Below are 22,102 nucleotides of genomic sequence, written 5' to 3'. Positions count from 1 at the left end.
CGTTGCCATTGGATGCCCGTCATGCCGAACAAAGCATTACGTATCATGATCGCCGATTCAGAGCATTTTCATCGAATGAAGCTTGAGCGCCTGTTCAACCAGCAGGGTTATTTCCGGATTGCTCCGGTGAACGACATGGAGGAATTGTTGCTGCTGGTGGAGTATGGCAGCGAGCCGTTCGACGTGATCGTCGCCAATGCCCGACTGGCAAGTGGCGGAGTGGAGTTGGCTGATTTCCTGGTCGACAACCCCCAGGTGCTTCACGGGTTGATCTACAACATGCCGCAGGCTGGCGTGTCGCCGCAGGTAGGCGGGCGCCGGTCTCACGTGCAACTGAGCCAGGCCGCGTTGCCCGAACCTGTTGCACTGGCCTGCCTGATGGCTCGTGCCGAGGGAGCGCGTATCAGCGAGCGGGCGCGCTCTTGACGAGGTGGTTGTCGCCGGGCCAATGACCGCTGGTCGCACCTGTCAGATCTGACAGGTGAATCCTGCCCACCGCTTGTGCAAGAGTTCGATGCCGTCTGGCACCAATGTCATTTGTCATTACCCAGGGAGTTGCCGTGAAAGACATGTTGATCGTGGACGACCACCCTGTCATTCGAGGAGCGTTGCGGCTCATTTGCCAGAATGAAGGGGCTGCGCAGGTCCGCGATGCCAGCAACGTGGCGCAAGCCAGGGCCTTGATCAAGGAAGGCATACCCGACCTGGTAATCCTGGACCTGGTAATGAACGGTTTCGACGGCCTTGAACTGTTGAGCTGGATCATGGCCGAGTTCCCGTCATGCGGGGTGCTGGTGTTTACCTCCCAGGATGCCCAGCATTTCTGCAATCGCTGTATCTCGGCGGGGGCCCGAGGGTTTGTCACCAAGAAAAGCGACCTGAAGGAATTGACCAAGGCCATTCATGCATTGAAGTCCGGTTATTCCTATTTCCCACAGATGTCCGTCCGCCTGGATTTCCAGCAGCGCACCGAACAGCAGGCGCTGGAGAGTCTCTCGATCCGCGAGTTGTCAATCCTGCGGATGCTGGCCATGGGCATGCGCGGCAAGGACGTCGCCGAAGCTTTGTTCCTGAGCCCCAAGACGGTCAGCACCTACAAGACCCGCCTGCTGGAAAAGCTTGGCTTGAAAACCCTGGTGGGCCTGTCGGATTTCGCCAAGCGCAATCACTTGTAGGGCACCGTGGGGAGCGCCTTGCCGCATGCGCTAGGCCATGTCGCTCTGGCTGAACTCCTCGGCGAGGAAGTCGATCAGGGTTCGCACCGAGGGCAGCAAACCACGGCGTGAGGCGAATATCGCATGGACGATCCCGCATTTCGGTGTCCAGCCCGGCACCAGTTCCACCAGGCGTCCGGCGGCCAGGTCTTCGCGTACCACGACCGTGGGCAGGTGCGCGATGCCGATGCCTGCCAGCACCGCATGACGCAAGGCCAGCAGGTCGTCGGTGACCATGCGCGGTGCGTGGCGGATCAGCGCGCGGGTGCCGTCCGGGCCGAACAGCTCCCATTGGTATTCACGTTGCGCCGAACCCCAGTGGACGCTGGGCAGGCCATTGAGGTCCGCCGGCGAGGCGGGGGACGACAGGCCTTCACGATAGACCGGGCTTCCCACCAGGCACTGGGTGCTGTTGCTCAGCACCTTCATGACCATGTCAGTGTTTTCCAACGGGGGGAAACGGACCCGCAACGCGATATCGAACCCTTCGTGGAGCAGGTCGACGCGGCGGTTGGTGCTCTCGATGAACAGCTCCACCCGCGGGTATTTGACCATGTAGCGGGTCAGCATCGGTCCGACCCAGCTGTTGAGCAGCGCCGTCGGACAACTGATGCGCACCAGCCCCTGGGGTTCCGAGCGGTTGCGCTCGATCACTTCGGCGGCGCTTTCAGCCTCGACCCGCATGGCCAGGCAGCGCTGGTAATAGGCCTGGCCGATTTCCGTTAACGAACAATGCCGGCTGGTGCGATGGATCAGCCTGACGCCCAGGCGCTCCTCCAGCTGGGCGATACGCCGGCTGAGCTTGGACTTGGGCATGTCCAGCGCCCGGCCAGCGGGGGCGAAACCGCCGTGTTCGACCACTTGGGTAAAGTAGTACAGGGTGTTGAGGTCTTCGATGATCGTTCTCCTGGTGGAACGCTACGGCCGATTTTTGCAGTCTAGCGCATCAAGGGGTGCGGTTTTAAGCTGTTCCATCGAATGGCAACACCCGATTGGAGACTCAGCATGAAAAACATCACCGGCGTCTATACCAGTCCGCGGCCTCATTGGGTCGGCGACGGCTTTCCGGTTCGCACGCTGTTTTCCTACGACAACCTGGGCAAACATGTCAGCCCGTTCCTGCTGCTCGATCATGCGGCCCCCAGCGAATTCGCACCGACCACCGAGCGACGCGGCGTAGGCCAGCACCCTCATCGTGGTTTCGAAACCGTGACCATCGTCTACCAGGGCGAACTGGAACATCGTGATTCGACTGGCAGCGGCGGCAAGATCGGCCCCGGTGACGTGCAATGGATGACCGCTGCGTCCGGCATCATTCACGAAGAGTTCCACTCCGAAGCCTTCGCCCGGCAGGGCGGGTTCATGGAAATGGTCCAGCTGTGGGTCAACTTGCCCGCCAAGGACAAGATGGCGCCGGCCGGCTACCAGACCATTCTCAAGGGCGACATCCCACAGATCGCGCTGAAGGATGGAGCCGGTAGCTTGCGCCTGATTGCCGGGTCCTTCGAAGGGCATCAAGGCCCGGCGAAAACCTTTACCCCGATCGACGTCTGGGACATCCGCCTAAACGCCGGGAAGCACCTGACCGTGGCCGTGCATGACGGTTACAACACCGCACTGGTGGTGCTGCGCGGTACCGTCCAGGTCAACGGCCGTGAACGCGTCGAGCAAGGGCAACTGGCCCTGTTCGAACGGGCCGGCGACCGATTGAGCCTGCAAGCCGACCATGACGCGGTGGTCCTGTTGCTCAGTGGCGAGCCCATCGATGAACCCATCGTCGGCCATGGCCCGTTCGTGATGAACAGCCAGCAGGAAATCCTCCAGGCCTTCGAGGATTTCCATTCCGGGCACTTCGGCCGGATGCAGGGCTGAAGTGGTCGCATAGCCCTGTAGACCTCACCTGTGGGAGCGAGCTTGCTCGCGAATGCGTCGGTTCAGCTTGCATCAATGTTGAATGGACGGCCGCCTTCGCGAGCAAGCTCGCTCCCACATGGTTTTGCGTTGGTCCTGATTTTGTGTTCGCCGGGAATCTACTGTGGGAGCGAGCTTGCTCGCGATAGCGGTATCTCAGGCGAAAAAGGATGTTGAAGGGGCCGGCCTCTTCGCGAGCAGGCTCGCTCCCACAGGGGGGCTGGGGCGCACCTGGGATTTGTCCTGGGGTGACCTCTACAGCGTGTTCATTCTGTGCCAATCTTCGCCAATGGCCTTCCTGGAGCTGTCCCGATGCTGTCTCTGTTCACCGACCACCCGCTGCTCTGTGCCCTGGCACTGCTTGTGCTCGATCTGGTGTTGTGGCGGCTTGTCAGCGCCGACCGGACCTACTGGAAAATCGGTGTACGGCTGTTGATCTTTTCGTTGTTCAGCGTGCTGCTGTTCAACGAAGGCCTCAATCCCATGGAAAAAGCCCAGTGGGTCGACGACGTGCCCCGGCACCTCGCGGCGACCGGCTTGCAGATCGGCTGGTGGTTGTTCGCCGCGCGCACCCTGACGGTGATGATCGGTGCGGTGATGATGCAACGGGTCGGCCATACCGGGCGGCTATTGCAGGACCTGCTCGGTGCGGTGATTTTCCTGGTCGCGGTGATCGCCGCGTTGGCTTACGTGCTCGACCTGCCGGTCAAAGGCGTGCTGGCGACGTCCGGCGCGATGGCAATCATCGTCGGCCTGGCGTTGCAGAGCACCCTCAGCGATGTTTTCTCCGGCATCGTGCTCAATACCACCAAGCCCTATCAGGTCGATGACTGGATTTCCATCGACGGCACCGAAGGCCGGGTCACCGACATCGATTGGCGGGCTACACGGTTGCAGACCTCCCAAGGGAGCATGGCGGTGATCCCCAACTCGCTGGCGGCAAAGGCCAAGATCATCAATTTCAGCCGACCCAGCGATGTCCATGGCTTGTCGATCAGCATCCAGGTGAGCCCTCACGCACGGCCGCAAACGGTAATCGACGCACTGGAGCGGGCGATGGTCGGCTGCCGTGCGTTGCTGTCGAGCCCGGAGCCCTGCGTGGCGCTGAAAAGCACCGGCAGTGGCGGGGCGGAATACGAGATCAGTGGGTTCGTCGCCTCGATGTCCCAGAAGCGCGGGGTGCGCAACCAGTTGTTCGACCTGGCGTTCCGGCATTTGCAGGCGTCCGGCGTGAGCCTGCTGTCCACCAGTGAAAGCGCGGCTCCCGCGGTGGTGTCGCGGCCCCGGGCATTGCTGGAGAGCTCGAACATTTTCTCGACCCTGCGCCAGGATGAAAAAGACACCTTCAGCCAGAACATGACCCTGCAAACCTTCCGCGCCGGCGACGTGATCCTGGCGGCCGGGGAGGTCAGCGATCATCTCTTCATCATCGAGTCCGGGGTGGTCAGCGTGACGCTCATGCGTAACGGCCAGCCGCTGGAGGGCGGGCGCATGGGACCGGGGGAAGTCATCGGCGAAGCCGGAATCGTCGCCGAACAGGCCGCACTGGCGAACTTCTCCGCCAAGACCTTCTGCACGCTGTATCGCATCGAGAACAGCTACCTCAAGCCCTGCCTCGAAGCCCGTCGCGATATCAACGACGCGATGAAAAACCTGCTGGACGTGCGCATGCACCTGGCCCAGAACCTGACTCGCGACGTGCCCAAGCCGGTAGCCAAGAAGCGTTTTTTGCAGTGGTTGCGCAGTCGGGCCTGAGTAGTACCTGTGGCGAGGGAGCTTGCTCCCGCTGGGCTGCGCAGCGGCCCCAAAACCAGACACCTCGGTGCAGCGGGTAAACCGTGCCAGCCGGTTTACGACTGCTGCGCAGCCGAGCGGGAGCAAGCTCCCTCGCCACGAAGGTATTCTTTGATTTCCCGACCATTGGCCACCCGAACTTCCCAACAATTGGCTATTTGTCCGGCGCCAGGGCAGGGCTAACGTAGCGCCACACCCCATTGTTCCAGGAGTTCACCATGCAACCGCGTATCGATTTCTACACCGCTTCCCCCGACGCCTACAAAGCCATGCTGACGCTGGAAAACACGGTGTCGAAACTGGGCCTGGAAAAGTCCCTGCTGGAGTTGGTCAAGCTGCGTTCCTCGCAAATCAACGGCTGCGCATTCTGCATCGACATGCACACCGCCGATGCGCGCAAGGACGGCGAGACCGAGCGGCGCCTGTACGCGGTGACCGCCTGGCGCGAAGCACCGTTTTTTACCGGCCGTGAACGCGCCGCGTTGGCCTGGACCGAAGCGCTGACACGCCTGAGCGAGACCCATGCGCCGGACGCGGACTACGCGCTGCTGAGCGAGCATTTCACGCCCAAGGAGATGGTCGACCTGACCGTGGCGATCAACGCCATCAACGGCTGGAATCGGCTGGCGGTGGGCTTTCGGAAAATGCCCGAGGTTTGATTCGAGCCCTGCTTACCTCAGGTAGTTCTTGGGCGTGAGACCGGTCATGAGCTTGAAGAAAGCGATAAAGGCACTGTCGCTGGCAAAGCCCAGTTCGAAAGCGCAATAGCTCAGGCTGCGACCGGTGGCGAGCAGCTCAATGGCACGCATCAAGCGCCATTGCTGACGCCACTGCTGATAGCTCATGCCGGTTTCCCGTTGCAGGATTCGCCCGATGGTCCGGCCACTCGCGCCGATCTGCTGTTCCAGCACAGCCAGCGCCGGTGGCAGTTGTTCCAGAGTCTTGAGCAGCGGCGCCAGGCGCTTGTCTTGAGGCAGCGGCAGCAGCATCGGTTGTGGTGCCGCCTGGCGGATTTCCTCCAGGCACAGGCCCAGCAGATGCGCGTTGCGGCCCTGCATCCAGTCGCTGTCAAACGCGGCGTGGGCGATCGGTTCAAGTACGGCGCGCAGCAGTGGCGAAACCTCGATGATGCGCACTTGCGAAGGTAGATCGGCGCACAAAGCCGGCGTCAGGTAGATCGATCGATACTCCACGCTCTGTTGCATCACTGCGCGATGCGGCGTGCCCGGTGGAATCCAGGCCGCTCGTGAGGGGGGCAGCAGGCAAAGCTGCCGTTGCAAGGTGATGCGCGTGCAGCCCTGGAAGGTGAACAGCAATTGCCCACGCCGGTGAGCGTGCAAGCCAGAATCGTGATGACCCAGCGTTGCGGCGATGCCAACGACCGGCGCGTGATGGCGATCGGGGTCGAAGCGGGCGTGAGCGTCGAGCCAAGCCATGAGTTTGTCCGATTTCAGCGATTTATTGTCAGGCCTTGGATAATACGACAGTCATAGCGTTTATAGACTGCTCGCCATTCTTTCAGCGAGCACTTTCCATGACATCCCGTCCTCTGCTTCATCTGGCGATCGCCCTGGTCATGTTTCCCCAGATCGCCCAGACCCTTTACAGCCCTGCATTGGCAGACATCAGCCAGGCCTTTGCCGTCAGCGCCCAAATGGCGGCGCAGACGCTTTCGGTGTTTTTCCTGGGGTTCGCTCTCGGAGTGGTGGTATGGGGGCGCCTCTGCGATCGCGCGGGCCGTCGGCCCGTCATGCTGGCCGGCCTCGCGTTGTACGGGGCTGCGACCGTGCTCGGTTTGAATGCCTCAAGCTTTGACGCGTTGCTGGCCTTTCAGGCCTTGGCCGCGTTCGGCGCCGCAGTCGGTTCGGTGGTGACCCAAACGGTTTTGCGTGACCGCTTCCAAGGCGCCGAACTGGGCCAGGTCTTCTCGATCATCGGTATCGCATTGGCGGCCAGTCCGGCTATCGGTCTGTTCAGCGGCGCGGGCCTGGTGGAGCTCTTCGGGTATCAAGGCGTACTCGGCGCACTCCTGCTGCTGTCGTTGATCCTGCTGCTGTGGTGCGTGTGTGCCTTGCCCGAAACCTTGCCGGTCCGACTGCCTCCACCGCCGCTGTTGAAAATCCTCTGGCGCATGCTGGTGGACCCGGCCATCTGGCGTTCGGCATGGCTGGTGGCTGCGTTCAACGTGGCGCTGTTCAGCTACTACAATCTTGCACCGTTCCAGTTCGAACGGCTCGGCTTGAGTCCCGCCATGTTCGGTTACAGCGGAGTGGTTCTGGCGTTGGGTTCAGGTTTGGGCGCCTGGCTCAACAAGCGCCTGCTGGCACGCGGATTCGACGGCAAACAATTGTCGGCCCTGGCGGCGGTTGTCCTGCTGGTGGGCGGTTCGGGTGTGCAAGGCCTGCTCGACAGCGGCAGCTTTGTCGCACCGATGTTGCTGGTGGTGCTGGCGTTCGGCATGGCGATCCCCAACGTCCTGGGTGCGGCGCTCGTACATTACAAGGATTGCCTGGGCACGGCCGGCGCGCTGTTCGGCCTGTTCTACTACGTGCTGATCGGCGCTGCGCTGATGCTCGCCGCCTGGTTCCAGGCGCTGGGCTGGACCTTGATCCTTTGCGGCACGCTGGCGGTGGGCTTGACGGTGCGCCAGTTGCTGCGTGCCAAACGCCAGTCATCCCGTGCCGGGAACTAAGCCCGATCACTTTTCTTCTACCCACAATAGGCGGCCCAAAGCCGCCTTTGTCAGAGGAGTCGATCATGCAAGTTCAAGTCAACAGCAACCATATCGAAGGCAGTGTCCGATTGCAGGAGTGGGTCGGCAGTACGGTGGTGGACGCGCTACAGCGTTTCGAAGACCAGTTGGCCCGGGTTGAAATCCACGTCAGCGACGAGAACGCCCAGAAGGGCGGCGCCGCGGACAAACGCTGCCAGATCGAGGCGCGTCTGCAAGGCGTTGCGGCCATCTCCGTAAGCCACAAGGCCGAAAGCCTGGAGCTGGCGGTCGAGGGCGCCGCCGAGAAAATGCTGCATGCGCTCGATCATCAGGTTGGCAAGCTCAACCCCGCCGTCGAATCCATGGGGCGCGTGACCGCTCCTGTGGATGAAGCGCCACCGGAATTGGTGGACGCCATGCTGGAGGAAGATTTCCTCGCAAACCAAGAGGCTCGTGGCAAAGAATAAAAGGAGACGATCATGACCGCTCATCAACCCTTCAGCCGGCAGGTATTGGCCGAGCTTCTAGCATTCGACGAACAGCCGAGCCTTTCGTTGTATATGCCTACCCACCGTACATTCCCCGAACGCAGCCAGGACCCGATCCGCTACAAGAACCTGGTGCGCGAACTGCAGACGCAACTGGAACAACAGCATCCGGGCGTCGATTGCGCACCGTTGCTTGAGCCTTTTCATGCGCTGGTGGACGACCAGGATTTCTGGAACTCCAATCGTGACGGCATCGCGGTGTTCGGCGCCCGTGACTATTTCAAGGTCATCGCGGTGAACCAGCGCCTGCCGCAATGCGCATTCGCCAACAGCCATCCTTATCTGAAGCCATTGTTGCGTCTGGTCCAGTCGACCGAACGTTATCAGGTGCTGTGCCTGACCCGTAACGAGGTGTGGTTGTACGAGGGCTCCTCCCAACAACTGGAAAAAGTCGAGCTGGCCGACGAGGTGCCGCGCAACCAGAACGAGGCGCTCGGCGATGAACTGACTTCAGGAGACCAGCAGGGTTTCCCCAACGGCTTCAGCCGCAGCAGTGAGCGCGGCGATCCGATGATGCATGAATCCGCCGGCGGCGGTAAGCAGGACGAAATCAACCTCGACCGCGAGCGTTTTTTTCGCGCCGTGGACAAAGCCATCCTGGAACATTACTCGCAGCCTTCGGGCTTGCCGATGATCCTCGTGGCCCTGCCGGAAAACCAGGCGGTGTTTCGCGCGGTCAGCCATAACTCGCAGTTGTTGGCCCAGGGCATCGATGGGGACCCTTCGAGGTTGAGCGTGGAGGAGTTACGCGTCCAGTGCTCCAAGGTCATGGCCCACAGCCACTCGGACCGGGTCGTCGACAGCCTCAATCGTTATGGTGTCGCGGTCGGCCAGGGACGGGCGCTGGACAACCTCGCCGAGATCGCCAAGGCCGCCTGGGAAAGCCGCATTGCGCTGTTGCTGGTGGAGGCGGAGCGCCAGGTGCCCGGCCAGCTCGACGCAGACAAGGGCCGCTTGATCATTGACGAGACCGGCGATGAACAGGCGCCTGACGTGCTGGACGAATTGATCCTGGCCGTGACCCGGCAGGGCGGCGAGGTAATCGTCGTGCCGCCTGAGCATGTCATGCCGACCGATACGGGGGCGGCGGCGGTGTGCCGGTTCTAGGCAATCCCGGAGGCAGTGTCGAACCCTGTGGGAGCGAGCTTGCTCGCGATAGCGGACTGACCTTCAACATAAATGTTGACTGATATACCGCCATCGCGAGCAAGCTCGCTCCCACATTGTATTTTTTCTGCCCAGGTGGTCGGACGGCGTTTGCTTCCAATTAATAAGAACGATTACTATTCGTGCCCCGTCCCCACAGCACGCCGCGATGATTCCCAAGCTGCCTCGCAGACCCGGCTTTTTTGAGCATTACGAAGAGTTGATCGGCACCTGGACCCGCCGCCTGCGCAACCGCGAGCAGGCCGAGGACCTGGCCCACGACGCCTTCGTGCGCGTGCTCGAGTCCGATTCGGCGCAGGTCGAGCAGCCACGGGCCTATTTGCACCAGACAGCGCGCAATATTGCAGTGGACGGCTATCGGCGTGAAGATCGACGGGGCGCCATGGAGGAAGCGGCGCTTGACCCTGGTTATTCGTTTGCGGGCGACCCGGAGCACTACATGCACGCGATCCAGCTGGCGGACTCCATCGAACGGGCGCTTGCCGAGCTGCCGGCCCATTGCCGCACGGTGTTTGTCTGGCAGAAGATCGAAGGCCTGACCCAGGCGGAAATCGCCGAGCGCCTGGGCCTGTCAAAAAACATGGTGGAAAAGTATATGATCCGCACCCTGCGCCATCTGCGTGATCGCCTCGACGGACCGGATCAATGAGCGGTCGTCCTTTTCCACCCGAGCCACAGGACCCTTCCATGATGGATAGCCGTGACTGCCCGTGCGGGCAGAGCAGGGTTCGCGACGAGGCGGCGCAATGGTTCGTGCGTCTGCAGGACCCGGTCATGAGCCTCGACGAGCGTCAGCGTTTCGAGGCCTGGCTGGGCGAACACCCCAACCACCGCGATGAAATTCAACTGCTGCAAGGGATCTGGAGCGCAACGGACCTGCTGCCCCGGGAGCGCTTGCAAGCCTTGTGCGAGCGGCCCGCCGAACGCCCGAGACGCAGGCCTTTGCTGCGCTATGCGGTGGCCGCCGGATTGGTGGCGGTGGCGGTCGGGCTGGGGTTGTTCAGCGGCCTGGGTGCGTCGAGCGATTACCGCAGCGAATTCGCCACTGCCCTCGGTGAGCGTCGGCATGTCGCGCTGCCGGATGGCTCGCTGATCGACCTCAACAGCCGCAGCCATGTGCGTGTTGTCTTCGAACATCGCCAACGTCGGGTAGAGCTGGTCGAGGGGGAGGCGCTGTTCAGAGTCGAGCATGATGCCGCGCGCCCGTTCACCGTTGACGCGGGCAACGGCCAGGTGACGGTGACCGGGACGCGCTTCGACGTGCGCCGCGATGCCGGCAGCACCCGGGTGGCGGTGGAGGAGGGTAGCGTCAAGGTCCAAGGGCGTGATTTCCCCATCAATCTCACGGCCGGCCTGGGTACCCGGATCGATGCTCAAGGCAAGGTCGCGTCATCGTACCCGATCAACGCCGATGAACTCACCGCGTGGCGCAACGGCAAGCTGGTGTTCAACAACGCGCCGTTGAGTGAAGTCGCCGAGGAGGTCTCCCGTTATCGCGCCAAGCCCCTGCGGGTTGCCAGTGCCGCGGTGGGCAACCTGCGCCTGACCAGTGTGTTTCGTTCGGACAATCCCGAGGCGCTGCTCAAGGCCTTGCCGAACATCCTGCCGGTGGCCGTGCGCACACTTGACGACGGCAGCCAGGAAATAATTGCGAAATAGATTCAGGTTTTTTTCGAGCTCTTCGTCTTCTTGTCCAACTGCAACTGGTTTGCATTAACAGACGCGTATTCTTGCGATTCGACAGGACAAGGTTCGACGTGAAAACTTCCGCCAAGAACAACAAACGTACCTCCACCCGTTGGCTACCGCTGGCCCTGACCCTGGCGGTCAGCGCCGCGTTGCCCGAGGCTTTTGCCGACCAGACCGTCACGGCGATCCACATCCAGGCGCAACCCTTGGGTCAGGCGCTGAGCCAGCTTGGCCAGCAGACCTCGTTGCAGGTGTTCTTCAGCCCGGAGCTGGTGGCCGGCAAACAAGCACCGGCGGTGCAGGGCAACCTGTCTCCCGAGGTGGCCCTGGGTCAATTGCTCAAGGGCAGCGGTTTGCAATACCAGATTGATCAGGGCTCGGTGACTGTGTTGCCGGCTCCTTCGGCGTCTACCGATGGCCCACTGGAGTTGGGCGCCACCGAGATCCAGGTGGTCGGCGACTGGCTTGGCGACGCCAACGCCGAAGTGGTACAGAACCACGCCGGCGCGCGGACGGTGATCCGCCGCGAAGCGATGGTCGAGCAGGGCGCCATGAACGTCGGCGACGTCTTGCGGCGGGTCCCGGGCGTGCAGGTGCAAGACGCCAACGGCACCGGTGGCAGCGACATCGCCCTGAACGTCGGCGTGCGCGGCCTGACCTCGCGCCTGTCGCCGCGCTCCACGGTCCTGATTGACGGCGTACCGGCGGCCTTCGCGCCGTACGGCCAGCCGCAACTGTCCATGGCACCGATTTCGTCGGGCAATCTGGACAGCATCGACGTGGTACGCGGTGCCGGCTCGGTGCGCTACGGACCGCAGAACGTCGGCGGCGTGATCAACTTCGTGACCCGTGCCATCCCGGAAAAAGCCACCGGGGAAATCGGCAGCACCCTGGAGACCTCCCAGCACGGCGGCTGGAAGCACATCGACACGGCGTTCCTGGGCGGTACCGCCGATAACGGGCTGGGCGTGGCGCTGCTGTATTCGGGCATCAACGGCAACGGATATCGCAAGAGCAACAACGATAACGACATCGACGACGTGATCCTCAAGACCCACTGGGCACCGACCGACGTCGATGATTTCTCGCTGAACTTCCACTACTACGACGCCGAGGCCGACATGCCCGGCGGCCTGACCCAGGCACAATACGACGCCGACCCGTACCAGTCCGATCGCGACTGGGACAGTTTCAGCGGCCGCCGCAAGGACGTGTCGTTCAAGTGGATCCGCGAAATCGGCGAGCGCACCCAGGCCGAAGTGTTGACCTATTACTCCGACAGCTTCCGCGGCAGCACCATCGCCTCGCGGGACCAGCGCAACCTGGTGTCCTACCCGCGTAGCTATTACACCTTCGGCATCGAGCCGCGGGTGTCCCATGTGTTCGACCTGGGGCCGACCACCCAGGAGGCCAGCGTCGGTTATCGCTACCTCAAGGAAGGCATGCACGAGGAGGCCAGCCGCCTGGCGCTGCGCAACAACGAACCGGTGGTGCGTCCGGGCGCCGACGGTCACGTCTATCAGGACCGGACCGGTGGTACCGAAGCCCATGCGGTCTACATCGACGACAAGATCGACGTGGGCAAGTGGACCATCACTCCGGGCATCCGCTTCGAAAGCATCAGCACCGAATGGCACGACCGCCCGGTGCTCGACACCGCCGGCCGCCCGGTGCAGGAAAAGCGCCGCAGCATCGACAGCAACGAACCGTTGCCGGCCTTGAGCGTGATGTACCACCTGTCCGACGCCTGGAAGCTGTTCGCCAACTACGAGACTTCGTTCGGCAGCCTGCAGTATTTTCAACTCGGCCAGGGCGGCGACGGCAACAACACCGCCAATGGCCTGAGCCCGGAAAAGGCCAAGACCTACGAGATCGGTACGCGCTACAACGATGACGTGTGGGGCGGGGAAGTGACGCTGTTCTACATCGACTTCGACGACGAGTTGCAATACATCAGTAACGATGTGGGCTGGACCAACATGGGCGCCACCAAGCATCAGGGGCTGGAAGCGTCGGTGCACTACGACATGGCCGCGTTGGACCCGCGCCTCGACGGCCTGACCGCCAGCGCTGGTTTCACCTATACCCGGGCCACCTATGAAGGGGACATCCCGAGCTTCAAGGGTCGTGACCTGCCGTTCTATTCGCGCCAGATTGCCACCGTGGGCCTGCGCTACGAAGTCAATCGCTGGACTTACAACCTTGATGGCTTTGCCCAGTCCGGGCAACGTTCACCGGGCAACAGCGTGAACCCCGATGGCAGTTTCAGCGATAACTACATCACCGACGGCACCGCCGATGGGCAGTACGGCGACATGCCTGGCTATATGCTCTGGAACGTTCGGGGCGGCTATGATTTCGGCTCGCAGTTGTCGAACCTGAAACTCGGCGCGGGGGTGAAGAACCTGTTCGATCATCAGTATTACACGCGTTCCAGCGACAACAACTCGGGTATCTACGTCGGCGCACCGCGTACGTTTTTCGTGCAGGCGAGCGTGGGGTTTTGAGCAAGTACCCAGCGGCCTGAAACACAGTCCCAAGGCTCAAATGCATTCCCGTGGCGAGGGAGCTTGCTCCCGCTGGGTCGCGAAGCGGCCCCAAAACCTGTCGAACGCGGAGCATCAGGTACTCCGCGTCCGCCGGGTTACGACTGCTTCGCAGCCGAGCGGGAGCAAGCTCCCTCGCCACGGGGAATCTGCAGGGCTTAGACTCTTAACACTTTCCCGCAACCACCGCCCAACGGGCGTATCTACGTCGGCGCGCCGCGTACGTTTTTCGTGCAGGCGAGCGTGGGGTTTTGAGCAAGTACCCAGCGGCCTGAAACACAGTCCCAAGGCTCATTAATTCCCGTGGCGAGGGAGCTTGCTCCCGCTGGGTCGCGAAGCGGCCCCAAAACCTGTCGAACGCGGAGCATCAGGTACTCCGCGTCCGCCGGGTTACGACTGCTTCGCAGCCGAGCGGGAGCAAGCTCCCTCGCCACGGGGAATCTGCAGGGCTTAGACTCTTGACACTTTCCCGCAACCACCGCCCAACGGGCGTATCTACGTCGGCGCGCCGCGTACGTTTTTCGTGCAGGCGAGGGTGGGATTTTGTCTCAGTTTTCTGCGGCCTGGAACACAGTCCCAAGGCTCAAATACAATCCCGTGGCGAGGGAGCTTGCTCCCGCTGGGTCGCGAAGCAGCCCCAAAACCTGTCGAACGCGGAGCATCAGTTACTCCGCGTCCGCCGGGTTACGACTGCTTCGCAGCCGAGCGGGAGCAAGCTCCCTCGCCACGGGGAATCTGCAGGGCTTAGACCTTCAACACTTTCCCGCTGCCCGCCACCGCCACCAGCGACAGCGCAATCAATCCGAACGCAATGGCCAGGCTGCTGCCATGGGCGACAAAGCCGATCAGTGCCGGCCCCGCGAGGATGCCGGCATAACCGATCGTGGTGATGGCCGGCACGGCGATGGCTTCGGGCATCAGGGTCTGTTTGCCGACGGCGGTGTACAGCACTGGCACGATGTTCGAACACCCGGCGCCGACCAGCGCATACCCTAGCAGCGCCGCTTGCCACATCGGTGCGAGGGTCGCCAGGAAGAAACCTGCTGCGGCGATCGAGCCGCCGTAGATGATCACGCGCTTGGCACCCAGGCGATGCACCACCGAATCGCCTGTCAACCGGCCGACGGTCATGGTCAGCGCAAACGCGGCATAACCCAACCCGGCGTAGGCGGTATCCACCGCACGCTCGGTGGTCAGGAACACCGCACTCCAGTCCAGTACCGCGCCTTCGGCCAGGAACACGATAAAGCAGAGGATGCCGATGAACAGCACCACGCCATGCGGAATGGCAAACGCCGGTCCCGAGCTTTCACTGCCGTAGGGCAACAGGTGCGGTGCGGCCTTGAACAACGCCACCAGCAGGACCGCGTTGACCACCAGGGTTGCCGCCAGCGGCGAAAGCCCGAGGCCGAGCAGGGCGCTCACGCCGGCCGCGCCGATGATTCCGCCGAGGCTGAACATGCCGTGGAAACCCGACATCATGGTCTTGCCGCTGGCGCGCTCGACCATCACCGCTTGCAGGTTGACGGTCGAATCGACGGTGCCGAGCCCGGCGCCAAACACGAACAATGCCGCCACCAACCAGGGCAAGGAACTCATCGACGCCAGTAGCGGCAACGCCAGGCAGATCAGGATCGTACCGCCACTGAGTACCCGACGGCAGCCGAACCGCGTCGCCAGCGCACCGGAGATCGGCATCGCCAGGATCGACCCGACCCCAAGGCATAACAGCAGCAAGCCGAGGGTCCCTTCATCCAGGTTCGCCCGCGCCTTGGCATAAGGCACCAGCGGCGCCCAGGCGGCAATACCGATTCCGGCAATGAGATAGGCGATGCGGGTGGACATCTGTTCCAGGCGTCCGGGAACAAAAGTGGGCGGGGGTGTTATGGCAGTCATGAAACGTCCTTGGCTTTGGTGCGGTGCGGTGATGCAGGCAGGGGCCTATGCTTGCATATCCACTGACCGCACCGCGACCCCAAGGTGCCGACCCGATGTTCCCGTCTGGAGCAGGCTTTGCTCCTGCCGGGCTTGCCGGCATAAAGTAACGGTTCTTCCTGGCCTGTTCGGACCTGATGCATGACGCAGTTCTACAACGCACGCGGCAACCTCTACGGAGTCGTCTCACCGCAGCAGGTGCGTGCCCTGGGCATCGGCCTGCCGTCGTCCGCCGCCGAGGCGGCCTCGTTACGCCAATCCTGGGCCAGCGCCGCCGTGCAGGCCTTCTGCGCCTGGGCGACGGGGGAGGCGCCGCCGGATGCCAAAGCCCATCGCAGTGATGGGCTGCTGGTCGGCCCGTTCCAGGACACGCCGCCCTTCGACCTGCTGATCGTCAATACCGACGGGACGCTGGCCGAGCGTAGCGGCAATGGCCTGACGATTTTTTCCCTGGCTCTGCAAGAGCGGGGGTTGCTGGTGGGCGATGACGATTGCGTACTGCAGGTTCACCACGACAAACCCGACGGTATCTCACCGCTGCGGACATCGGTTCGCGCCGCTGAACTGGGCGGGGTCCCAGGCTTCTGGCTGGACCTGGGGACACCGCTGTTCGGACCCGCTGCCGTGGGCGCTCAAGGTGTGGCAGCGGTGACCTTCAACCAATGCGCGGTAAGCCGGGTGCCTGCGCTGCATGGCTTGAATCCGGCGTGGGGCAACAGCCAATTCGTGCGCATCGGCAATCCTCATTGCGTAACGCTGGTGGATGACGTGGAGGCGTTGCCAGGTCTTGCGCAGATGCGCGCCGAGGCGCTGGCGCAAAGCCTGACCGGCATTGCCTATGCGGCGCCTGGCGGGGCGGGGATGCCTTGTCCGGCGGGGGTCAACCTGCAATGGGCCTGGCGCGCCGCCGACGGACAGATCGCCGCCCGGGTGTTCGAGCGGGGCGAAGGCCCAACCGCGTCCTCCGGCACCAGCGCCAGCGCGGTCGCGTGTGCCGCGTGGCGGGTGGGCTGGGTGCAGGCCGGGACGGTGAGCGTCATGATGCCCGGCGGTACTGCGCCAATCCTGTTGCAAGAGCGGGAGGGCGAGTTGGTACGGGTCAGCCTGTTTGGCACGGCCAGCGCCATGCGTTAGGCGTCGATGGCGATAAAGCCCGGTGCAACCTCGCCCCACTGGCGCCTGAAAGCCCCATTTTACTGTACTGCTTAAAGTCGCCCGGTCGTCTCGTAGGCCGTGTCACTGGTGAATGAAACGTTCGGCCCTGGCTGCCAACGAATCTCCGCAGAGTCCTGGCGGCGAACCATGCACTTCCATTCCACTTGTTGCTGCGCAGGCAGTTGGATAACGCTGCTCCGGCGATTATTGGAACCCTCCAGCGGCACGGCGTGGCGAGGATCCCACGCCCCCAATTCCAGGGACGACCCAACGGCGTAAACGCTTTCGCCGTGCTGAGCGCCTGGGTTGTCGCAATGAAAGCTGACCGAAACCTGCGGCGGTTCGGCAGGGATGCTCCAGATGCGGATGGCGCCGTTGTCCCACTCCAGTGCCGCTGCCTGCATCCCTTGAGGCAACTGCTGGAGATCCGACTGCAGGGCGATTACCAGGGCTTTTCGGCTGCCGCTGGTAGTTGCCACCAATCCCGAGTAATTTGGGTGGAAGCGGATTGGCGAGTCGGCGCGAATACCCGCGTCCTTGCGCAATTTGATCAGCCGACGAATCAGCTCATCCCGTTGCCAGTCGTACATGTGAGCCCAATACACGGTCGGCGTACCGGGGCTGCTGAGAATGTAGGCGTAGGCCTGGTTGATCAACGCATCGGCGACCGGCCAGTGATGTTGGCCGCCATAGGCGCCGGGTGAGTAGCCGGTGTCGTGGTTATCGACGAAGGTGACTGCGATTCGGCGCCAGGCCGGATCTGGATTGCCATTCAAGCCATGGCGCCATTCGGCGATCGGACCGTTCTGCATGCGCTCCTTGAGCGCGAAGTCGAACACGGTGCAGTGTGAGCGGTCCGACCAGTCTTTTAATACTTCTTGCCAACTTGCGCCGTGCCGCCAGTCACCCTGTGGATACTCGTTCGGGCTTTTCCAGTTTTCACCGATACAGAACTGTTGGCTGCCGAAGGCCTCCATCCACTTATTCACCGTTTCGGGAGCGTAACCCCGGACGAAGTCGAAGCGCAGGCCTTGCGCGCCGTAGTTGTCGCGCAAGTTGATGAACTCTTTCCTGAAGCTGTCGAACACCCGCGGATTGGCGGTATTCAGATCCGGGTTGCCCTTGTCGAATGCGTCGCCTTCATCGCATTGAGCGCAGTCCTGCCGCCACTCCCCGCTGCCTCGAACAAACATCGAAGGGCCGTCTCGTTCAGCCATGTGATTGGGCACCACGTCGTAGATGACCTTGACCCCGGCCTTGTTCAGCGCGGCCGCTGCCTGACGCAGCTGTGCGTCGGTACCGTAGCGGCCGTCTTTCTCGAAGCTGTGCCAGAAGTAACCTTCGCCGCCCCCCGAAACGGTCCCGTTGTTCCAACTTGATTGATCCGCCCATGGCGGTGGCATCCAGATGGCGGTAAAGCCGTCGGCGCCAATCGTGCTGGCCATGCGCGAGAGCACCGGGTACCACTTTTCCGTGTTGCGGCTGGAGTTCCAGTGAAAGCCTTGCAGCAGGATTTCCTCTGCGCTGCCATCACGCACGGTATCGATGGTTGCAGCCATCGCTGGCAAAGCTAAAACAATGCCCAGCAGCAAGCCCGACAGTGACGTCCTTTTCATGGCCGTTTCCTCAAGTGATCGGTGACGATCACTTTGAGGCGGGCTCGGAGCGCGGTCACCTGTCAGACCTGACAGGTCGATGGTTTTTTTCTTGGAGTCGTTGCCGTTGGTTCCGCTACGTCAACCTGCCCGGGGGGGAAACTCCACCACCGGCATCTGCCGCTTCATCAACACGTCACCATTGCGAATCGAGTAAAGCGGCAGGCCCTGGCTGCGGATCACTTCGTAGTCGCTGTCGGCCGAGAGGATCAGCAGGTTCGCCGGGCGTCCGGGTTCCAGTCCGTAACGTTCGCCCAGGGCCATGGCCTTGGCGCTGTTGTCAGTGACCAGGTCCAAAGCGCTTTGCAGGTTGCGGTAGCCGAGCATATGGCAGATGTGCAGCCCGGCTTCGAGCACGCGCAGGATGTTGCCATTGCCCAACGGATACCACGGGTCGACGATCGAGTCCTGGCCGAAGCAGACGTTCATCCCGGCTTCGAGCAGTTCATTGACCCGGGTGACGCCACGGCGTTTGGGGAAGTTGTCGAAGCGCCCTTGCAGGTGAATGCTTTCGGTGGGGCACGATACAAAGCTGATGCCCGAGTGCCCGAGCAGGCGGAACAGCTTGGCGCAGTAGGCGTTGTCGTAGGAGCCCATGGCCGTCGTGTGGCTGGCGGTGACCCGGGCGCCCATGTCGCGGCTGCGGGCCTCTTCGGCGAGTACCTCAAGGAAGCGCGAGTGCGGATCGTCGGTTTCGTCGCAATGCACATCCACCAGGCAACCGGTGCGCTCGGCCAGGTCCATGAGGAATTTCACCGAGCTGACGCCTTGATCGCGGGTGTACTCGAAATGCGGAATGCCGCCCACCACGTCGGCGCCCATGCGGATGGCTTCTTCCATCAGTTCGCGACCGCTGCGGTAGGATTCGATGCCCTCCTGGGGAAACGCGACGATCTGCATGTCGACCAGATGACGGCTTTCCTCGCGCACTTCCAGCATTGCCTTGAGCGCGGTGAGCGTCGGGTCGGTCACGTCGACGTGGGTGCGCACATGCTGGATGCCATGGGCGGCGAGGGCCTGGAGCGTCTTCCTGGCGCGAATCCTGGTGTCTTCTTGGGTGATGGTGGCCTTGCGTTCGCCCCAGCACTCGATACCTTCGAACAGCGTACCGCTCATGTTCCAGCGCGGTTCGCCGGCAGTCAGGGTGGCGTCCAGGTGAATGTGCGGCTCGACGAAGGGCGGCACCACCAGGTTGCCGCCGGCGTCGAGGTCTTCGGGGCCCAGGCTGGGGGCCTCGGTCTGGCGGGCGATGCTGGCGATCAGGCCGTTTTCCAGGTGCAGTTCATGCAAGCCTTCGCGGTTGCGCAGGCGGGCGTTGATGATGTGCATCAAGCGAGTCCTTTATAGGTCTTGTAGGGGCGCGTCAGCGGTGCGAATACCCATCACGCCGATCAATAGCACATACGTTAGCGCGCCGGTGGCGATTCCTACCAGCGGCGCGACCCAGGGTGAATTGAAGGCGGCCACCGTGCCGACGCCGTAAGCACACAGCCCGGGCCAGTTGAAGGCCGGCAGTTGCGCCGCGGCCAGGCGCGGATAGCGACCACGCCAGCGGAAGAAGAAGTCGGCCATGATCACCCCGCCAATCGGTGGGATCACGGTGCCGAGCAGGATCAGGTACGGCACCAGCAAATCGTACATGCCCAGCAGCGCCAGCAGCGTGCCGATCACCGCGCCGGCCAGCGTGACGGTCTTGCGTCGGCGGGTGCGCAGCAGGTTGCAGCCGGCCACGGCAAAGTTGTAGATCGTGTTGTCCTGGGTGCTCCAGATGTTGAGCAGAAGCATCGCCATCGCCGCCATGGCGAAACCTTGCAGCAGCAAGACTTCGACCACATCGGGCTGCTGGTAGACGATGGCTCCGTAGGCGCCGATCAGCACCATCAGGCCATTGCCGAGAAAAAAACCGATCAGGCTGGCCAGCACCGCGACCTTTGCCGAACGGGAAAAGCGCGTCCAGTTGGTCGCCTGGGTAGCGCCGCTGACGAACGTGCCGAACACCAGCGTGATCGCGGTCGACCAGTCGAGGCTGCCGGTGGGCACTACCGCGAGCAGACCATCGAGGCCACCGACCTGCTGCGTGGCGACCCACATCGAGAGCATCAGCAACAGCATCATCGCCGGCACTGCGACGTACGAGAGCATTTCCAGCCCGCGATAGCCGATGTAGGCCGTGGCGCAGAAGCCCAGCCCGAACAGCACCATCAACCCCAGGACGGTGCCCTGGCTCAATTCGAAATACTTGCCCAGCACCACCGCCGCGGTGGCCGTGCCCCAGGCATACCAGCCGATCTGGGTGAAGCCCAGGATCAAGTCGCTGAGCTTGCTGCCCACCTCGCCAAAACAGAAGCGACCCATCAACACCGAATTGAGCCCGCTCTTGAAGGCGATGTAACCCAGGCTCGCCGCGTACAGCCCCAGCAGCAGGTTGCCGATGACAATCACGCCGAGCATCTCGGCGAAACCGAACGCCACGCCCAACTTGCCGCCGGCGAACATGGTCGCGGTGAAAAAAGTGAAACCCAGCAGCACCATGGCCGTGGAGGCGAGGCCCTTGCGGGCATGCATCGGGACTTCGCTCAAGGGGTAGTCGTTACCGGGATCGTTCTGAGTCATGTGGCGGTCCTTGCAGAGGAGGGAATGTCGCAAGCGTGCAGCGGCCGTGCCAAACGAGTGATTGCCGGTTATTTATAGCCAACGGGTGGATCGGGTGGGCTTCGAGGCGCAAAAGCGGTGCAGGGAGTGGATCAAGTTGGAACACGGATGTTGCTGCCCATGGAAACCCCCTGTGGGAGCGAGCTTGCTCGCGATGGCGTCAGTTCAGGCACATCAGCATCAACTGACACACCGCTATCGCGAGCAAGCTCGCTCCCACAGGGGTCCAGGGTGCCTTCAGTTAGATGAGTTCATCGGCAAGAACCGCATCACCGCCGCGACGATCGCTTCCGGCGCGTCCTCCTGGACCAGATGCCCGGCATTCGGTACAGGATGGAACAGCGCCCCCGGGATCATCTTGTGCAACGCCCGGCCGCGCTCGATGGGGATCCACTGGTCATCCTCGCCCCAAAGGATCTGCGTTGGGCAGCGTACCTTCGGATAAAGGTCCTGGACCTCGTCGGTGTAACGCTCGTCCATCTGCGCAATCTGCCGGTAGAGCGCGGCCTGGCCGGTTTCGCCGAGCCAGGGCTGGACGTACGGGGAGAGCTCTTCATCGGTGATGCAGCGCTTGATCGCGCCACGGATATAGGTCGGCACGATGGCCCGCTGGATGTAGTCGGGCAGGCCGCTGAACGCCGCTTCGTGCTGGCGTACGTGTTGCACGAACGCGGAGCCCCAAGGCGACAAGGCTACCGGGTCGATCAGGGTCAGGCTGCGGTAATCCTTGCCATCGAGCAGATGGGTGCGCAGGGCCGTGGCGCCGCCAAAGTCATGGGCGACGACGTCCGGGCAATCCAGCTTCCAATGCTCCAGCAGTCGGGCAAGCAGCCGGTTTTGAACGCCGAGGGACACGTCTGCATCGGGTTGCGCGGACTGGCCATAACCCAACAGGTCGAAGTAATGAACCTTGTGCGTGGCGAAAAACAGCGGGGCGATCCGGTGCCATACATAAGAGGAGAACGGCGTGCCATGGACAAACACCAACGGCGGGCCGTCGCCGTGAATGGCGTAGCGGATGGGGTGCCCGTTGAAGTCGTATTCCTGATCCAGCGGCCATTGGGTCATGATGGTGTCCTCTTGGTATATCCGAACCAAGGAGGATAGACACAAAGGCCGCCAG

Annotated in this window: 19 protein-coding genes; 12 read left to right on the top strand and 7 right to left on the bottom strand. The window is 62.5% G+C overall.

Annotated features, from left to right (window positions below; translation table 11 throughout):
• Positions 1–21: 21 nt before the first annotated feature.
• A complete protein-coding gene (locus J3P96_RS19545) occupies positions 22–426 on the top strand; it encodes a hypothetical protein (protein WP_434603433.1) in 405 nt (134 codons plus the stop codon).
• 134 nt (positions 427–560) lie between these two features.
• Entirely contained in the window at positions 561–1,175 is a 615-nt protein-coding gene (locus J3P96_RS19540; protein WP_434569242.1) for a response regulator, read from the top strand.
• 30 nt (positions 1,176–1,205) lie between these two features.
• On the opposite strand, the gene J3P96_RS19535 is transcribed toward J3P96_RS19540, so the two are convergent.
• The gene (locus J3P96_RS19535; protein ID WP_305501314.1) at positions 1,206–2,111 is read right to left on the bottom strand and encodes a LysR family transcriptional regulator; all 906 of its coding nucleotides are present in this window, start codon (positions 2,109–2,111) and stop codon (positions 1,206–1,208) included.
• A 108-nt stretch (positions 2,112–2,219) separates the two neighbouring features.
• On the opposite strand from J3P96_RS19535, the gene J3P96_RS19530 reads away from it, so the two are divergent.
• The 3 genes from J3P96_RS19530 (at position 2,220) to J3P96_RS19520 (ending at position 5,578) form a co-directional block, all read left to right on the top strand.
• The gene (locus J3P96_RS19530; protein WP_434653048.1) at positions 2,220–3,086 is read left to right on the top strand and encodes a pirin family protein; all 867 of its coding nucleotides are present in this window, start codon (positions 2,220–2,222) and stop codon (positions 3,084–3,086) included.
• Positions 3,087–3,437: 351 nt separating this feature from the next.
• Complete coding sequence (locus tag J3P96_RS19525; RefSeq protein WP_434569240.1) at positions 3,438–4,880, top strand: mechanosensitive ion channel domain-containing protein; 1,443 nt, start codon at positions 3,438–3,440, stop codon at positions 4,878–4,880.
• Between the two features lie 257 nt (positions 4,881–5,137).
• Positions 5,138–5,578, top strand: a complete 441-nt coding sequence (locus J3P96_RS19520; protein WP_434569239.1) for a carboxymuconolactone decarboxylase family protein — start codon at positions 5,138–5,140, stop codon at positions 5,576–5,578.
• 12 nt (positions 5,579–5,590) lie between these two features.
• On the opposite strand, the gene J3P96_RS19515 is transcribed toward J3P96_RS19520, so the two are convergent.
• On the bottom strand, positions 5,591–6,355 hold the full coding sequence (locus J3P96_RS19515; RefSeq protein WP_434653045.1) for an AraC family transcriptional regulator: 765 nt from the start codon (positions 6,353–6,355) through the stop codon (positions 5,591–5,593).
• A 98-nt stretch (positions 6,356–6,453) separates the two neighbouring features.
• Here J3P96_RS19515 and J3P96_RS19510 point away from each other — a divergent pair, with 98 nt between their 5' ends.
• The 6 genes from J3P96_RS19510 to J3P96_RS19485 all read left to right on the top strand — a co-directional run bounded on the left by J3P96_RS19510 (position 6,454) and on the right by J3P96_RS19485 (position 13,543).
• Complete coding sequence (locus J3P96_RS19510; protein WP_434653043.1) at positions 6,454–7,611, top strand: MFS transporter; 1,158 nt, start codon at positions 6,454–6,456, stop codon at positions 7,609–7,611.
• Positions 7,612–7,676: 65 nt separating this feature from the next.
• Positions 7,677–8,099 carry an HPF/RaiA family ribosome-associated protein gene (locus tag J3P96_RS19505; RefSeq protein ID WP_434569238.1) on the top strand — a complete coding sequence of 141 codons (423 nt, stop codon included), beginning with the start codon at positions 7,677–7,679 and terminating at the stop codon, positions 8,097–8,099.
• 12 nt (positions 8,100–8,111) lie between these two features.
• Positions 8,112–9,287, top strand: coding sequence for a hypothetical protein (locus J3P96_RS19500; protein WP_434624968.1), 1,176 nt, complete (start codon positions 8,112–8,114; stop codon positions 9,285–9,287).
• 208 nt (positions 9,288–9,495) lie between these two features.
• On the top strand, positions 9,496–9,996 hold the full coding sequence (locus J3P96_RS19495) for a sigma-70 family RNA polymerase sigma factor (protein WP_434569236.1): 501 nt from the start codon (positions 9,496–9,498) through the stop codon (positions 9,994–9,996).
• Positions 9,997–10,034: 38 nt separating this feature from the next.
• Positions 10,035–11,006, top strand: a complete 972-nt coding sequence (locus J3P96_RS19490; protein WP_434653041.1) for a FecR family protein — start codon at positions 10,035–10,037, stop codon at positions 11,004–11,006.
• Positions 11,007–11,104: 98 nt separating this feature from the next.
• Positions 11,105–13,543, top strand: coding sequence for a TonB-dependent siderophore receptor (locus J3P96_RS19485; RefSeq protein WP_434653039.1), 2,439 nt, complete (start codon positions 11,105–11,107; stop codon positions 13,541–13,543).
• 783 nt (positions 13,544–14,326) lie between these two features.
• Here J3P96_RS19485 and J3P96_RS19480 read toward each other — a convergent pair.
• Positions 14,327–15,478, bottom strand: coding sequence for an MFS transporter (locus J3P96_RS19480; RefSeq protein ID WP_434653037.1), 1,152 nt, complete (start codon positions 15,476–15,478; stop codon positions 14,327–14,329).
• Positions 15,479–15,658: 180 nt separating this feature from the next.
• On the opposite strand from J3P96_RS19480, the gene J3P96_RS19475 reads away from it, so the two are divergent.
• A complete protein-coding gene (locus J3P96_RS19475; RefSeq protein WP_434653035.1) occupies positions 15,659–16,651 on the top strand; it encodes a diaminopimelate epimerase in 993 nt (330 codons plus the stop codon).
• A gap of 71 nt (positions 16,652–16,722) precedes the next feature.
• On the opposite strand, the gene J3P96_RS19470 is transcribed toward J3P96_RS19475, so the two are convergent.
• The 4 genes from J3P96_RS19470 to J3P96_RS19455 all read right to left on the bottom strand — a co-directional run bounded on the left by J3P96_RS19470 (position 16,723) and on the right by J3P96_RS19455 (position 22,047).
• Positions 16,723–18,288 (bottom strand): glucan 1,4-alpha-maltotetraohydrolase domain-containing protein, encoded by a 1,566-nt coding sequence (locus J3P96_RS19470; RefSeq protein ID WP_434653033.1) that lies wholly within the window; start codon positions 18,286–18,288, stop codon positions 16,723–16,725.
• 120 nt (positions 18,289–18,408) lie between these two features.
• On the bottom strand, positions 18,409–19,656 hold the full coding sequence (codA, locus tag J3P96_RS19465) for a cytosine deaminase (protein ID WP_434653031.1): 1,248 nt from the start codon (positions 19,654–19,656) through the stop codon (positions 18,409–18,411).
• 12 nt (positions 19,657–19,668) lie between these two features.
• Positions 19,669–20,940, bottom strand: a complete 1,272-nt coding sequence (gene codB, locus J3P96_RS19460) for a cytosine permease (RefSeq protein WP_434653029.1) — start codon at positions 20,938–20,940, stop codon at positions 19,669–19,671.
• A 276-nt stretch (positions 20,941–21,216) separates the two neighbouring features.
• A complete protein-coding gene (locus J3P96_RS19455) occupies positions 21,217–22,047 on the bottom strand; it encodes an alpha/beta fold hydrolase (protein ID WP_434653027.1) in 831 nt (276 codons plus the stop codon).
• Between the last annotated feature and the right edge of the window lie 55 nt (positions 22,048–22,102).

The organism is Pseudomonas sp. R3-56 (assembly GCF_051132075.1).
GTDB lineage: Bacteria > Pseudomonadota > Gammaproteobacteria > Pseudomonadales > Pseudomonadaceae > Aquipseudomonas.
The sequence above is the reverse complement of the archived record's forward strand: the minus strand, read 5'-3'. Positions and strand labels throughout refer to the sequence as shown.